The following is a 16132-nucleotide window of genomic DNA, read 5'->3' as shown; positions in this document are numbered from 1 at the left end:
CGCAGGTGAAAAGGATCGGTTCGAACCATCTCACCCGGTGCGCCGCCAGGCGTCATTTGGGGGACAGGGCTTGCGAGAGCGTCGTTCAGGATGCTCCGGATGCAAGTCCGGGCCTTGAGCGGCAAATGCAACCGGCGGATATATCCGCCAACCGGAGAGAGCCCAGTGGAAAGAGCAGCAAAGCGCGAGCTCGTCTCGACTCTCAACGACGTGTTTAACACCACGAGCGTTGTCGTCGTCGCCCACTATGCTGGTCTCACGGTCGCCGACATGCAGAAGCTGCGTTCGCAGATGAAGCAGGCCGGCGCCACCGTGAAGGTCGCAAAAAACAGCCTCGCCAAAATCGCTCTCGAAGGCAAGGACGTCGCGTCCATCTCGGGCCTTATGAAAGGTCCGACCCTGATCGCTTATTCGAGCGATCCGGTCGCGGCTCCCAAGGTCGCCGTTGATTTCGCCAAGGGTAACGACAAGCTCGTGATCCTCGGCGGCGCAATGGGAACGACCGCCCTGAACGTGGACGGAGTGAAGGCGCTTGCCACCCTTCCGTCCCTCGACGAACTGCGCGGCAAGCTGGTCGGCCTCATCCAGGCCCCGGCTACCAAGATCGCTCAGCTCAGCACTGCGCCGGCGGCGAAGCTCGCCCGCGTATTCGGGGCCTATGCCAAGACAGGCGAAGCGGCGTGAGGCCGTAACCTCAACCATCAAACCGTTCGAACTGAACTTAAGGAACTAAGAAATGGCTGATCTTGCCAAGCTCGTTGACGATCTTTCGTCGCTGACCGTTCTCGAGGCCGCCGAGCTCTCGAAGATGCTCGAAGAGAAGTGGGGCGTTTCCGCCGCTGCGGCTGTTGCCGTCGCTGCTGCTCCCGGTGCTGGTGGCGCTGCCGCCGCTGTTGAAGAGCAGACCGAGTTCACGGTCGTCCTGGCTGGCGCCGGCGACAAGAAGATCGAGGTCATCAAGGAAGTCCGTGCCATCACGGGCCTGGGCCTGAAGGAAGCTAAGGACCTCGTCGAGGGCGCGCCGAAGCCTGTCAAGGAAGGCGTCTCCAAGGACGAAGCCGAGAAGATCAAGGCGACCCTCGAGAAGGTCGGCGCCAAGGTCGAGCTTAAGTAATTTTGCGGCCCTCAAGGGCTGCAGGGTTACCCCCGAGAAATCGGGGCTCAAACAACACGCGGTCCCAGGCGTTTTTGCCTGGGGCCGTTGTGTCGTCAAAGAGGTCAAGCTTCTTGGCGGCACTTCAGAGGGTCCGAAAACGGACCTGAATTCTTGCGGTTAGCGGGCGGATTGAGCCGCCGGGCGGCTAATCGAGGAGCCTGTCCTTCGGGGTTCTCGATTAGCCGTGTATGAGGAACGAGGTCCAGATGGCCAACACACTGATCGGCCGGAAGCGCATTCGCAAGTTCTTCGGAAAAATCAAGGAAGTGGCGGAGATGCCGAACCTCATCGAGGTTCAGAAGGCATCCTACGACCAGTTCCTGATGGTCGAAGAGCCAAAGGGTGGCCGGCCGGAAGAGGGCTTGCAAGCCGTCTTCAAATCGGTTTTTCCGATTTCGGACTTTTCGAATACTGCCCTGCTCGAATTCGTGAAGTACACGTTCGAGCCGCCGAAATACGACGTGGACGAGTGCCGCCAGCGCGGCATGACCTTTGCTGCGCCGCTTAAGGTGACGCTGCGCCTGATCGTGTTCGATGTGGACCCGGATACCGGCGCCCGCTCGGTCAAGGACATCAAGGAGCAGGACGTCTACATGGGCGACATGCCGCTCATGACGGACAACGGCACCTTCATCGTGAACGGCACCGAGCGCGTGATCGTCTCGCAGATGCACCGCTCGCCGGGCGTGTTCTTCGACCACGACAAGGGCAAGACGCACTCGTCGGGCAAGCTGCTGTTCGCCGCCCGCATCATCCCGTATCGCGGTTCCTGGCTCGACATCGAGTTCGACGCCAAGGACATCGTCTATGCGCGTATCGACCGTAAGCGCAAGCTGCCGGTCACGTCGCTGCTCTATGCCCTGGGCCTGGACGGCGAGGAGATGCTCGACACCTTCTACAACCACATCAGCTACACCCGGGACGGCGACGCCTGGTCCGTGCCGTTCGATGCCGAGCGCATGAAGGGCTTCAAGGCCTCCGCCGACCTGATCGACGCCAAGAGCGGCGAGGTCGTGCTAGAGGCCGGCAAGAAGCTGACCGCGCGCACCGCCCGCCAGCTTGCCGAGAAGGGCCTCAAGAACCTTCGCGCGACGGACGAGGACCTCTACGGCCAGTACATCGCGGAAGACCTCGTGAATCCCAAGACCGGCGAGATCTATGCCGAGGCGGGCGACGAGATCACCGAGAAGCTGCTGAAGGGCCTGGAAGACGCCGGCTTCACCGCGATCCCGGTGCTGGACATCGACCACGTCACGGTCGGCCCCTACATCCGCAACACGCTCGCCGTCGACAAGGCTTCCTCCCGTGAGGACGCGCTGTTCGACATCTACCGCGTCATGCGTCCGGGCGAGCCGCCGATCCTCGAGACGGCGGAAGCGATGTTCAACTCGCTGTTCTTCGATGCCGAGCGCTACGACCTCTCGGCCGTCGGCCGCGTGAAGATGAACATGCGCCTCGACCTCGATGCCGAGGACACCGTGCGTACGCTTCGCCGTGAGGACATCCTCGCGGTGACGAAGGCGCTCGTGGACCTGCGCGACGGCAAGGGCGAGATCGACGACATCGACCATCTCGGCAACCGCCGCGTGCGTTCGGTCGGCGAGCTCATGGAGAACCAGTACCGTCTCGGTCTGCTCCGCATGGAGCGCGCGATCAAGGAGCGCATGTCGTCGGTCGATATCGACACCGTCATGCCGCAGGACCTGATCAACGCGAAGCCTGCCGCTGCCGCCGTGCGCGAGTTCTTCGGCTCGTCGCAGCTGTCGCAGTTCATGGATCAGACCAACCCGCTCTCCGAGGTCACGCACAAGCGTCGTCTCTCGGCGCTTGGCCCTGGAGGTCTGACCCGCGAGCGCGCCGGCTTCGAGGTGCGCGACGTGCACCCGACGCATTACGGCCGCATCTGCCCGATCGAGACGCCGGAAGGCCCGAATATCGGTCTGATCAACTCGCTGGCCACCTTCGCCCGCGTCAACAAGTACGGCTTCATCGAGACGCCGTTCCGCCGCGTGCGCGACAGCCGCGTGACGGACGAGGTGATCTACCTCTCCGCCATGGAAGAGGCGAAGTACAACATCGCCCAGGCCAACTCGCCGCTGGACACGAAGGGCACCCTGACGGAAGAGCTCGTGATCTGCCGCCGCGCCGGTGAAAACATCGTCGTGGCTCCCGATCGCGTCGACCTGATGGAAGTGTCGCCGAAGCAGCTCGTGTCGGTCGCTGCCGCGCTCATCCCGTTCCTCGAGAACGACGACGCGAACCGCGCTCTCATGGGCTCGAACATGCAGCGCCAGGCCGTGCCTCTGGTCCAGGCGGACGCTCCGTTCGTCGGCACCGGCATGGAAGCGGTCGTTGCCCGTGATTCGGGCGCTGCGATCGCGGCCCGCCGCACCGGCGTCGTCGACCAGGTGGACGCGACCCGTATCGTTATCCGCGCGACGGAGAACACGGATCCGACCCGCCCCGGCGTCGACATCTACCGCCTGCAGAAGTTCCAGCGCTCCAACCAGTCGACCTGCATCACGCAGAAGCCGCTGGTCCGCGCCGGCGACATCGTGCGCAAGGGCGACATCATCGCCGACGGTCCGTCGACGGAATACGGTGAGCTCGCGCTCGGCCGGAACGTGCTCGTCGCGTTCATGCCGTGGAACGGCTACAACTTCGAAGACTCGATCCTGCTCTCCGAGCGGATCGTGAAGGAAGACGTCTTCACCTCGATCCATATCGAGGAGTTCGAGGTGATGGCCCGCGATACGAAGCTGGGTCCTGAGGAAATCACGCGCGACATTCCGAACGTTTCGGAAGAGGCGCTGAAGAACCTCGACGAAGCCGGCATCGTCTACATCGGCGCCGAGGTCCATGCGGGCGATATTCTCGTCGGCAAAATCACGCCGAAGGGCGAGAGCCCGATGACGCCGGAAGAGAAGCTTCTGCGCGCCATCTTCGGCGAGAAGGCCTCCGACGTCCGCGACACCTCGCTGCGCGTGCCCCCGGGCGTGACCGGCACCATCGTCGAAGTCCGTGTCTTCAACCGTCACGGCGTCGACAAGGACGAGCGCGCCCAGGCCATCGAGCGCGAGGAGATCGAGCGTCTCGCGAAGGACCGGGACGACGAGCAGGCGATCCTCGACCGCAACACCTATGCGCGTCTGGCCGAGATCCTCTCCGGCAAGAGCGCCGTTGCGGGCCCGAAGGGCTACAAGAAGGACACCAAGGTCACCCGCGAGCTCCTCAACGAGTATCCGCGGTCGCAATGGTGGCAGTTCGCGGTCGAAGACGATGCTCTGATGACCGAGATCGAGGCCATGCAGAAGCAGTACGACGAGTCGAAGAAGCGCCTCGAGCAGCGCTTCCTCGACAAGGTCGAGAAGCTGCAGCGCGGCGACGAGCTTCCTCCCGGCGTCATGAAGATGGTCAAGGTCTTCGTGGCCGTGAAGCGCAAGATCCAGCCGGGCGACAAGATGGCCGGCCGTCACGGCAACAAGGGTGTCGTGTCGCGCATCGTGCCGATCGAGGACATGCCGTTCCTCGAGGACGGCACCCATGCCGATATCGTGCTCAACCCGCTCGGCGTGCCGAGCCGCATGAATGTCGGTCAGATCCTCGAGACGCATCTGGGTTGGGCTGCTGCCGGTCTCGGCAAGCAGGTCGCCCAGGCGGTCGATGCCTACATGAAGTCGGGCCAGTCGAAGGCGCTGCGCGAGCAGCTCGTCTCGATCTACGGCAATCTGCCGGAGATCGAGCAGGCTTCCGACGAAGAGCTCGCCGAGCTCGGCAACAAGCTGCGTCGCGGCGTTCCGTTCGCAACCCCCGTCTTCGACGGCGCCAAGGAAGCCGACATCGAGGCCATGCTCGAAAAGGCTGGCCTGAACCCCTCGGGGCAGGTCACGCTCTATGACGGCAAGACCGGCGAGGCGTTCGACCGCAAGGTGACTGTGGGCTACATCTACATGCTGAAGCTCCACCACCTCGTGGACGACAAGATCCACGCCCGCTCCATCGGCCCCTACAGCCTCGTCACCCAGCAGCCGCTGGGCGGCAAGGCCCAGTTCGGCGGCCAGCGCTTCGGCGAAATGGAGGTCTGGGCTCTGGAGGCTTACGGCGCCGCCTACACCCTGCAGGAAATGCTCACCGTCAAGTCGGACGACGTGGCCGGCCGTACGAAGGTCTACGAGGCCATCGTTCGCGGCGACGACACCTTCGAGTCGGGCATTCCGGAGAGCTTCAACGTTCTCGTGAAGGAAATGCGCTCGCTCGGCCTGAACGTGGAGCTGACCAATTCCAAGAAGGCGGCCAACGAGCAGGGGCAGCTGCCCCCGTCCGAGGCCGCGGAGTAAGCGCGACGGCGCTTCATACCTGACGTTCGGCCGCGGCTTAAGGAGCCGCGGCCCCATGCAATTGCCGGTGAGGGTGCTTACCTAAGCGTCCTCCAGCCCAGGAGACGGCGATGAATCAAGAGGTCATGAATCTCTTCAACCAGACGGCCCAGCCGCAGAGCTTCGATCAGATCAAGATCTCGATCGCGAGCCCTGAGAAGATTCTGTCCTGGTCCTACGGCGAGATCAAGAAGCCGGAGACCATCAACTACCGTACGTTCAAGCCCGAGCGCGACGGCTTGTTCTGCGCGCGCATCTTCGGTCCCATCAAGGACTACGAGTGCCTGTGCGGCAAGTACAAGCGCATGAAGTACAAGGGCGTCATCTGCGAGAAGTGCGGCGTCGAGGTGACGCTGGCCCGCGTCCGTCGCGACCGCATGGGCCACATCGAGCTCGCCGCGCCCGTCGCTCACATCTGGTTCCTGAAGTCCCTGCCGAGCCGCATCGGTCTGCTGCTCGACATGACCCTGAAGGATCTGGAGCGCATCCTCTATTTCGAATCCTACATCGTCGTCGATGCGGGCCTGACGCCCCTCAAGGACCGTCAGCTCCTCACCGAGGAGGAGTACATCCGCGCTCAGGACGAGTACGGTGAAGACTCCTTCACGGCCATGATCGGCGCGGAAGCGATCCGCCGGATCCTGCAGGAGCTCGATCTCGAGAAGACCGCGCAGGACATCCGCGAGGAGATCGCGGTCACCACGTCCGAGCTGAAGCCCAAGAAGCTCATGAAGCGCCTCAAGATCATCGAGGCCTTCGTCCAGTCGGGCAACAAGCCCGAGTGGATGATCATGACCGTCGTGCCGGTGATCCCGCCGGACCTTCGTCCGCTCGTCCCGCTCGACGGCGGCCGCTTCGCGACGTCCGACCTGAACGATCTCTACCGCCGCGTCATCAACCGCAACAACCGCCTGAAGCGGCTCATGGAGCTGCGCGCTCCGGACATCATCGTCCGGAACGAGAAGCGCATGCTGCAGGAGGCGGTCGACGCCCTGTTCGACAACGGCCGCCGCGGCCGCGTCATCACGGGTGCCAACAAGCGTCCGCTGAAGTCGCTCGCCGACATGCTGAAGGGCAAGCAGGGCCGCTTCCGTCAGAACCTTCTCGGCAAGCGCGTCGACTATTCGGGCCGTTCGGTCATCGTGGTCGGTCCGGAGCTCAAGCTGCACCAGTGCGGCCTGCCGAAGAAGATGGCGCTCGAGCTGTTCAAGCCGTTCATCTACGCCAAGCTCGACGCGCGCGGTCTCTCCGCCACCGTCAAGCAGGCGAAGAAGCTCGTCGAGAAGGAAAAGCCGGAAGTCTGGGATATCCTGGACGAGGTCATCCGCGAGCATCCGGTTCTCCTGAACCGCGCTCCGACGCTGCACCGCCTCGGCATCCAGGCCTTCGAGCCCACCCTGATCGAGGGCAAGGCGATCCAGCTGCACCCGCTCGTCTGCGCCGCGTTCAACGCGGACTTCGACGGCGACCAGATGGCCGTTCACGTGCCGCTCTCGCTCGAGGCGCAGCTCGAAGCCCGCGTGCTGATGATGTCGACCAACAACATCCTGCACCCGGCCAACGGTCAGCCGATCATCGTGCCGTCGCAGGACATCGTTCTCGGCCTGTACTATCTCTCCATCGTCTCCGACGGTCAGCCCGGCCAGGGCAAGGCCTTCGCCGACATGGGCGAGATCGAGCATGCCCTGAACGAGAAGGTCATCACGCTCCACACCAAGATCCGCTACCGCTGGGAAGGCCTCGACGAGGACGGCAAGCCGGTCTCGAAGATCGTCGACACCACGGCCGGCCGCGTGATGCTCTCGCGTCTCCTGCCGAAGCACCCGATGCTTCCCTTCGAAGTCGTGAACAAGCTCATGACCAAGAAGGAGATCTCCAACATGATCGATGCCGTCTACCGGCATTGCGGTCAGAAGGAGTCGGTGATCTTCTGCGATCGCATCATGGGCCTCGGCTTCTACAATGCGTTCCGTGCCGGCATCTCGTTCGGCAAGGACGACATGGTGATCCCGGAGAACAAGTGGGAGATCGTCGAGGAGACCCGCGCGCTCGCGAAGGACTACGAGCAGCAGTACCAGGACGGCCTCATCACCCAGGGCGAGAAGTACAACAAGGTTGTCGACGCCTGGGCGAAATGCTCCGACCGCCTCGCGGCCGAGATGATGAACCGCATCTCCACGGTTCAGAAGGACGATCAGGGCCGCGACAAGCCGGTCAACTCGATCTACATGATGTCCCACTCGGGCGCTCGTGGTTCGCCGGCCCAGATGAAGCAGCTCGCGGCTATGCGCGGCCTCATGGCGAAGCCCTCGGGCGAGATCATCGAGACGCCGATCATCTCGAACTTCAAGGAAGGCCTCGACGTTCTCGAGTACTTCAACTCGACCCACGGCGCCCGTAAGGGCCTGGCCGATACCGCGCTCAAGACGGCGAACTCGGGCTACCTGACCCGCCGTCTCGTCGACGTGGCGCAGGACGCGGTCATCCGTGAGCCGGATTGCGGCACCGAGAAGGGCATCAAGATGCGCGCCATCATCGATGCCGGCCAGGTGGTCGCATCGCTGGCCTCGCGCATCCTCGGCCGCTCGACGGCCGAAGATCTGGTCGCTCAGGACGGCACGGTCATCGTTCCGATGGGCACGATGATCGAGGAGCAGCATCTCGAGGCCATCGGCGCTGCCGGTATCCAGGAGGTGAAGATCCGCTCCGTGCTCGTCTGCGAGTCGAAGAACGGCGTCTGCGCCACCTGCTACGGCCGCGACCTGGCCCGGGGCACCCCGGTCAACCACGGCGAGGCTGTCGGCGTCATCGCGGCGCAGTCCATCGGCGAGCCGGGCACGCAGCTCACCATGCGTACCTTCCACATCGGCGGCGCCGCTCAGATCGCGGATTCGTCCTTCATCGAGTCGAGCTTCGAAGGCAAGATCGGCTTCCGCAACAAGAACATTGCGCGCAACTCCGACGGCGACCTCGTCGTCATGGGCCGCAACGTGGCGGTTGTGATCATCGGCAACGACGGCACCGAGCGGGCGGTTCACCGCCTGCAATACGGTTCCCGTCTGAAGGTGGACGAGGGCGACACGATCAAGCGCGGTCAGCGTATCGCCGAGTGGGATCCCTATTCCCGTCCGATCCTCACGGAGATCGACGGAACGGTGGGATATGAGGATCTCGTCGACGGTGGATCGATGATCGAGTCGATGGACGAGTCGACCGGCATCGCCAAGCGCGTGGTCATCGACTGGCGCGGGTCTCCGCGTACGGCGGACTTACGTCCGGCGGTGGTCATCCAGGGCTCCGGCGGCAAGGTCGCCAAGGTCGCCCGCGGCGGTGATGCCCGTTACCTGCTGCCCGTGGATGCAATCCTCGCGTCCGATCCGGGCTCGAAGGTCAAGGCCGGCGATATCCTCGCCCGCGTCTCGACCGAGAGCGCCAAGACCCGCGACATCACGGGCGGTCTGCCGCGCGTGGCGGAGCTGTTCGAGGCCCGTCGTCCGAAGGACGCGGCCATCATCGCGGAGAAGTCCGGCACGATCCAGTTCGGCCGCGACTACAAGAGCAAGCGTCGCCTGACGCTGAACCCGCACGATGGTTCGGAGCCGGTGGAGTACCTGATCCCGAAGGGCAAGCACATCCACCTGCAGGACGGCGACGTGGTCGAGGTCGGCGACTTCATCGTCGACGGCAACCCGGCACCGCACGACATCCTTGCGATCAAGGGCGTCGAGGAGCTGGCAGCCTACCTCGTGAACGAGATCCAGGAGGTCTACCGCCTCCAGGGCGTGCTCATCAACGACAAGCACATCGAGGTGATCGTTCGCCAGATGCTGCAGAAGGTCGAGATCACCGAGGGCGGCGATTCCGAGCTGCTCTCCGGCGAGCAGGTGGATCGTCTCGAGTTCGAGGAGATCAACGAGCGTCTCGTGGCCGAGAAGAAGAAGCCCGCCGAAGGCGTGCCGGTTCTGCTCGGTATCACCAAGGCCTCGCTGCAGACCCGCTCCTTCATCTCGGCGGCGTCCTTCCAGGAGACCACCCGCGTCCTCACCGAGGCGGCGGTCAACGGCAAGGTCGATACGCTCGAGGGCCTGAAGGAGAATGTGATCGTCGGCAGCCTGATCCCTGCCGGTACCGGTGCTCTGACGTCTCAGATCAAGGCCGTGGCGACCCATCGCGACGAGCTGATCCTGCAGCAGAAGCGCTCCGAGTCCCAGGCTCAGGTCAGCGAGCTGCCGCCCGCAGCCGAATAAGCTGTAGGGCATTGCAAGAAGCAAAAAAGGCCGCCTCCGGGCGGCCTTTTTTCATGCCGGCCTGAGGATTTTGACGAGGCCGAGCTTGGCCAGAAGCATCAGGCCATGGATGAGAGCCGCGGGCGGTAGGACTTGGTTCACGGTGAGAATATCCCTGGCACTCGCGCCTTTAGCGCCGACCCCCTTCCACAGATTGAGCAGGAGCTCGACCGAAAGATCGGGTGTCGCACTCACAAGTGCGATCTTCAGGGCGAGCCGCTCCAAGACCTCCGTTTCGCCCAAACCGGCTGCCGGCTCGATTCTATGATGAGCCGAGAAGCTCGCGGTCGGAAAACCGGCAAAAAGTTCGAACGGATCGGGGCGGGCAGGCCAGAAGGCAGCTTTTTCGGGAGAGGAGAGGGTGGTCGTCTCACCTTTCGTCCTCATGAGGGCGAGTTCGGCCCAAAGCTCCTCGTACGCCTTGACGATAACCTTCCAGTCGAACAGCTCCCTCGCTCGGGCGGCACCGCTGGCACCCATGCGCCTGCGGAGCTCGGGATCCCCCGCCAGACGTTCGAACGCGACAGCAGTGGCATCGACATCGACGACGACGGCCGTCGAGGCCTGACCGATATAGGAATCGTAAGAATCCACCTCGAGGGAATGTCGGATCGCCATGCGCTGTCCGACCCCGGACGGGGGGATCATGGTGGGAACGGCAAAGCCGTCGATGCCGTCTCGGACCGTGTCCTTGTAGCCGTCCCAATGGGTCACCACCACCGGCAGCCCGGCGGCCATGGCCTCGATCGGGGTCAGGCCAAAGGTTTCCTGGATATTGTCGGAGAGGGAGCAGAACACATCGGCCGCAGCCCATGCCTTGGTTCGCACCTCCGGCTCGCGCCCGTCCAGGACGATGGACCGGACGGAAGGGCAGAGCTTGGCACGGGCATCGGCGAAGGCCTGGACGATCTGGTCGTTGGCGGCCCAGCCGCATTCGATCAGAACCACCCGGTGCCGGGCGGCGAGCCGTTCGAGCGCGAGATACATGGGAGCCGGATTGGCTTTGGCGTGAAAGGATAGCCTGCCCAGAAACAGGACCGCGAAGTCGCCCTGAGAGATTCCGAGCGCGCCGCGCGCCGTGTCCCGATAACCTGGCTTCTGGGCCTGCGACTCACAATCCACTCCCAAGGGAATCACGGGCAGCTGCGGCCTGACGAAGCGGCTCGCCCCAAGCCGCCGAGTGAGATATTCCTCCTGGCGCGAGAACAGGGTCTCGATCACTTCGCGGGATGCCCTGGAGGTGCAGATGATCGCGTCCCAGGGCTGAACCGGAGCCGTCAGCAGGTCGCTGAGACCGTCCATCGCCCGGGCGGAGGAGAGAGTGTGATTCACACCGCACAGGCTCCAGGCGCGGGAGCCGTGAAGCTCGCGCTGCCAGGCCTGAACCGCATTGATGGGGCTCGGTGTGAAAAGACAACCTATCCTCTTCAACCCTCCCGCTTTCGCCGCGACGATATAGTCCAGTGGCCTATCCTGTTGCAAATCCTTGACAAATCGGCGGAATTCCTCGCCGATCTTCGCGTTCTTCACATATCCCGTAAGGGCAGAACCGGAGGCATGGCGGGCGAAGGCGGAGAGGAAGCCGTAACCGGCAAAATGGCGCCCCATTGGTTTCCCATGGGTCACCTGATAGGCTTCTGTCTCGAAGTGGATAGCTGCGGTCACGGAATATGGCCCTGATGTCCTGTTATTCCATAACCATGCTTGGGGCCTTAGGGAACCCGTGCGAGGCCGGGAGCGGCAGAGGTTTTGCCGATCCGGCCGGGGCAGTCCGGGATCCTTACCGAAAAGTGTTGACTTTCGGCGACTCGGACGATAGAGAGACCGGACTTTCCGGCTGGCCGTAGGTTTTCGCGAGTTGAAGCGCCTAGCTTCGACCGATGCTGCCTAAACGCTGCCGAACTCAACCTTGACTGACAAATGTCAGATTTAGGGCACGACCGCGGTAATAATCGTGGTCCTCTGCAATCGCACCGCGCCAGGGGCTTACCCAAGTCAATGGCGTGGCTTCGTTTTGTGCAACCCAAAAGGTCCGCAGAAGCGAGGCGCAGCGTTCAACCGTTGAAGACACTCAAAGGCCACCGGGTCGGTGGCTGGTGAAAGAGGGCACAGGATGCCAACGATCTCTCAGCTGATCCGCAAGCCGCGGACGGCGCAAAAGAGCCGGAATAAGGTTCCCGCGCTTGAGGCCTGCCCGCAGAAGCGTGGCGTGTGCACGCGTGTTTATACGACGACCCCGAAGAAGCCGAACTCGGCTCTCCGTAAGGTCGCCAAGGTTCGTCTGACGAACGGGTTCGAAGTCATCGGGTACATCCCGGGCGAAGGCCACAACCTTCAGGAGCACTCCGTGGTCATGATCCGCGGCGGCCGCGTGAAGGATCTTCCGGGTGTCCGTTATCACATCCTCCGCGGTGTCCTCGACACCCAGGGCGTGAAGAATCGTAAGCAGCGTCGTTCGAAGTACGGCGCGAAGCGGCCGAAGTAAGCCGTCAACTGTCATTGAGGTCAGCTCATGTCCCGCCGCCACAGCGCCGAAAAGCGTGAGATCATCCCGGATCCGAAGTTCGGGGATATCGTCGTCACCAAGTTCATGAACTCCATCATGTACGACGGCAAGAAGTCCGCTGCCGAGAGCATCGTCTACGGTGCGTTCGACAGCATCGAGAGCCGCGCCAAGGCGAACCCGCTCGAGGTCTTCAAGCAGGCCCTCGACAACGTCGCTCCCGCGATCGAAGTGCGTTCCCGTCGCGTCGGCGGTGCCACGTACCAGGTCCCGGTAGAGGTTCGCACGGAGCGCCGTCAGGCTCTCGCGATCCGCTGGATCATCCAGGCCGCCCGCGGCCGCAACGACAAGACCATGGTCGAGCGCCTCTCCGCCGAGCTGCTCGATGCATCGAACAACCGCGGCAATGCCGTCAAGAAGCGCGAAGACACCCACCGTATGGCGGAAGCCAACCGTGCGTTCTCGCATTACCGCTGGTAAAGGCCTGAGGAGCTGAGCGATGCCCCGCACGCACGCGATTGAGGACTACCGGAATTTCGGCATCATGGCCCACATCGATGCCGGCAAGACCACCACGACCGAGCGCATCCTTTACTACACCGGCAAGTCCCACAAGATCGGTGAAGTGCACGAGGGTGCCGCCACCATGGACTGGATGGAGCAGGAGCAGGAGCGTGGCATCACGATCACGTCCGCTGCCACCACCTGCTTCTGGAACGACAAGCGCCTGAACATCATCGACACTCCCGGCCACGTCGACTTCACCATCGAAGTCGAGCGTTCGCTGCGCGTGCTCGACGGCGCCGTCTGCGTTCTCGACGGCAACCAGGGCGTCGAGCCCCAGACCGAGACCGTGTGGCGCCAGGCCGACAAGTACGACGTTCCGCGTATCGTGTTCGTCAACAAGATGGACAAGACCGGCGCCGACTTCTTCAAGTGCGTCGCGGACATCATCGACCGCGTCGCCGGCAAGCCCGTCTGCCTTCAGCTGCCGATCGGCGCTGAGAGCAACTTCCAGGGCGTGATCGACCTCATCAAGATGAAGGCGATCGTCTGGAACGGCGAGGCTCTGGGCGCTTCCTTCAGCGAGGAAGAGATCCCGACCGACCTGAAGGATCAGGCTGTCGAGTATCGCGGCAAGCTCATCGAGGCTGCGGTTGAGATGGACGACGATGCCATGGTGGCCTACCTGGACGGCCAGGAGCCGGACGAGGAGACCCTGCGTCGCCTGGTTCGTACCGCCGTCCAGCGTCGCGCGTTCCATCCGGTTCTCTGCGGCTCGGCCTTCAAGAACAAGGGCGTTCAGCCGCTCCTCGACGCCGTCGTCGCCTTCCTGCCGTCCCCGGTTGACCGTGGCGCCGTCGAAGGCATCGACTTCAAGACCGAGGAGCCGACCGTTCGCAAGCCGACCGACGACGACGCGTTCTCCATGCTCGCCTTCAAGATCATGGACGATCCCTTCGTCGGCACGATCACCTTCTGCCGCGTTTACTCGGGCAAGGTCGAGGCCGGTTCCTCGATCCTGAACTCGACCCGCGACAAGAAGGAGCGCGTCGGCCGCATGCTTCTCATGCATGCGAACAACCGCGAGGACATCAAGGAAGCCTATGCGGGCGACATCGTCGCTCTCGCCGGCCTCAAGGACGTCCGCACCGGCGACACGCTCTGCGACCCGATCAAGGCCGTGATCCTCGAGAAGATGGAGTTCCCCGAGCCCGTCATCGAGATCGCGATCGAGCCGAAGTCGAAGGCCGACCAGGAAAAGCTGGGTCTGGCTCTGTCGAAGCTGGCTGCCGAGGATCCGTCCTTCCGCGTCTCCACCGACCAGGAGTCGGGCCAGACGATCCTGAAGGGCATGGGCGAGCTTCACCTCGACATCAAGGTCGACATTCTCCGTCGTACCTACAAGGTCGATGCGAATATCGGCGCTCCGCAGGTCGCCTACCGTGAGACGATCACGAAGAAGGCCGAAGTCGACTACACCCACAAGAAGCAGACCGGCGGCACGGGCCAGTTCGCCCGCGTGAAGATCGTCGTTCAGCCGAACGAGCAGGGTGGCGGATTCGCGTTCGATTCGAAGATCGTCGGTGGTGCGGTTCCGAAGGAATACATCCCGGGCGTTGAAAAGGGCCTGCAGTCGGTCGTGGGCGCTGGCGTCGTCGCCGGCTTCCCGGTGGTCGATGTCAAGGTCGAGCTCATCGACGGTGCCTTCCACGAAGTCGACTCGTCGGCTCTCGCCTTCGAAATCGCTTCGCGCGCCGCTCTCCGTGAGGCCCTTCAGAAGGGCGGATCGGTTCTGCTCGAGCCGGTGATGAAGGTCGAAGTCGTGACCCCCGAGGACTACACGGGTTCGGTCATCGGCGACCTGAACTCCCGTCGTGGCCAGATCCAGGGTCAGGACATGCGCGGCAATGCCGTGGTCATCAATGCGATGGTCCCGCTCGCCAACATGTTCGGCTACGTGAACACCCTGCGCTCCATGAGCCAGGGCCGGGCCAACTACACGATGCAGTTCGACCACTACGAGCAGGTGCCGTCGAACGTGGCTGCCGAGGTTCAGGCGAAATACGCCTGAACCCACTAAGCGAATATTGAACGATCAAAGGAACGGGTGCCACGATGGCGAAGGAAAAGTTTGAGCGGAATAAGCCGCACTGCAACATTGGGACGATTGGTCACGTGGACCATGGCAAGACGTCTCTGACGGCGGCGATCACGAAGGTTCTGGCGGAGTCTGGCGGGGCGACGTTCACGGCGTACGACCAGATCGACAAGGCGCCGGAAGAGAAGGCGCGCGGCATCACGATCTCGACGGCGCACGTCGAGTACGAGACGACGAACCGCCACTACGCGCACGTCGACTGCCCCGGGCACGCCGATTATGTGAAGAACATGATCACGGGTGCGGCGCAGATGGACGGCGCGATCCTGGTGGTGTCGTCGGCCGACGGCCCGATGCCGCAGACGCGCGAGCACATCCTTCTGGCGCGCCAGGTCGGCGTTCCGGCGCTGGTGGTGTTCATGAACAAGGTCGACATGGTCGACGACGCCGAGCTGCTCGACCTGGTCGAGCTCGAGGTGCGCGAGCTTCTGTCGAAGTACGATTTCCCCGGCGACGACATTCCGATCGTGAAGGGCTCGGCCCTGTGCGCGCTGGAAGACCGTTCGCCGGAGATCGGCCGCGAGCGCGTGCTCGAGCTGATGGCCGAGGTCGACCGCTACATCCCGCAGCCGGAGCGTCCGGTTGACCAGCCGTTCCTGATGCCGATCGAGGACGTGTTCTCGATCTCGGGCCGCGGCACGGTGGTGACGGGTCGCGTCGAGCGCGGCATCGTGAAGGTCGGCGAGGAAGTGTAGATCTTGGGTCTTCGCGACACACAGAAGACGACGGTGACGGGCGTCGAGATGTTCCGCAAGCTGCTCGACCAGGGCCAGGCGGGCGACAACGTGGGCGTTCTGCTGCGCGGCACGAAGCGCGAGGACGTGGAGCGCGGCCAGGTGCTGTGCAAGCCGGGCTCGATCAAGCCGCACACGAAGTTCAAGGCCGAGGCGTACATCCTGACGAAGGAAGAGGGCGGCCGTCATACGCCGTTCTTCGGCAACTACCGTCCGCAGTTCTACTTCCGCACGACGGACGTGACTGGCGTGGTGAAGCTGCCCGAGGGCACCGAGATGGTGATGCCGGGCGACAACATCACGATGGAAGTCGAGCTGATCGCGCCGATCGCCATGGAGGAGAAGCTGCGCTTCGCCATCCGTGAAGGCGGCCGCACCGTCGGCGCCGGCGTCGTCGCCGCAGTCATCGATTAAT

The 16132-nt window shown here is 63.4% G+C and carries 8 protein-coding genes and 1 pseudogene; 8 read left to right on the top strand and 1 reads right to left on the bottom strand.

Annotated elements, in window-relative coordinates:
• Positions 1–165: 165 nt before the first annotated feature.
• From rplJ to rpoC, 4 genes are all read left to right on the top strand, one after another.
• Positions 166–684, top strand: coding sequence for a 50S ribosomal protein L10 (gene rplJ, locus JKL46_RS07895; RefSeq protein WP_201831595.1), 519 nt, complete (start codon positions 166–168; stop codon positions 682–684).
• 52 nt (positions 685–736) lie between these two features.
• On the top strand, positions 737–1114 hold the full coding sequence (gene rplL / locus JKL46_RS07890; RefSeq protein WP_099511382.1) for a 50S ribosomal protein L7/L12: 378 nt from the start codon (positions 737–739) through the stop codon (positions 1112–1114).
• A 248-nt stretch (positions 1115–1362) separates the two neighbouring features.
• Positions 1363–5493, top strand: coding sequence for a DNA-directed RNA polymerase subunit beta (rpoB, locus tag JKL46_RS07885; RefSeq protein ID WP_201831593.1), 4131 nt, complete (start codon positions 1363–1365; stop codon positions 5491–5493).
• A gap of 110 nt (positions 5494–5603) precedes the next feature.
• Entirely contained in the window at positions 5604–9779 is a 4176-nt protein-coding gene (rpoC, locus tag JKL46_RS07880) for a DNA-directed RNA polymerase subunit beta' (protein WP_201831591.1), read from the top strand.
• A 51-nt stretch (positions 9780–9830) separates the two neighbouring features.
• Here rpoC and JKL46_RS07875 read toward each other — a convergent pair whose 3' ends face one another.
• Positions 9831–11483 (bottom strand): glycosyltransferase, encoded by a 1653-nt coding sequence (locus tag JKL46_RS07875; protein ID WP_201831589.1) that lies wholly within the window; start codon positions 11481–11483, stop codon positions 9831–9833.
• Between the two features lie 448 nt (positions 11484–11931).
• Between JKL46_RS07875 and rpsL the strand changes: the two genes are divergently transcribed.
• The 4 genes and pseudogenes from rpsL (at position 11932) to tuf (ending at position 16131) form a co-directional block, all read left to right on the top strand.
• Positions 11932–12303, top strand: coding sequence for a 30S ribosomal protein S12 (gene rpsL, locus JKL46_RS07870; RefSeq protein WP_009764294.1), 372 nt, complete (start codon positions 11932–11934; stop codon positions 12301–12303).
• Between the two features lie 27 nt (positions 12304–12330).
• Positions 12331–12801, top strand: a complete 471-nt coding sequence (gene rpsG / locus JKL46_RS07865; RefSeq protein ID WP_009764295.1) for a 30S ribosomal protein S7 — start codon at positions 12331–12333, stop codon at positions 12799–12801.
• Positions 12802–12820: 19 nt separating this feature from the next.
• Positions 12821–14896, top strand: coding sequence for an elongation factor G (gene fusA, locus JKL46_RS07860; RefSeq protein ID WP_201831587.1), 2076 nt, complete (start codon positions 12821–12823; stop codon positions 14894–14896).
• A gap of 44 nt (positions 14897–14940) precedes the next feature.
• Positions 14941–16131: pseudogene (gene tuf, locus JKL46_RS07855) on the top strand (elongation factor Tu).
• The last annotated feature ends 1 nt before the right edge of the window (position 16132 follow it).

It is taken from the genome of Microvirga zambiensis WSM3693, assembly GCF_016735695.1.
Lineage (GTDB): Bacteria > Pseudomonadota > Alphaproteobacteria > Rhizobiales > Beijerinckiaceae > Microvirga > Microvirga zambiensis.
The sequence above is the reverse complement of the archived record's forward strand: the minus strand, read 5'-3'. Positions and strand labels throughout refer to the sequence as shown.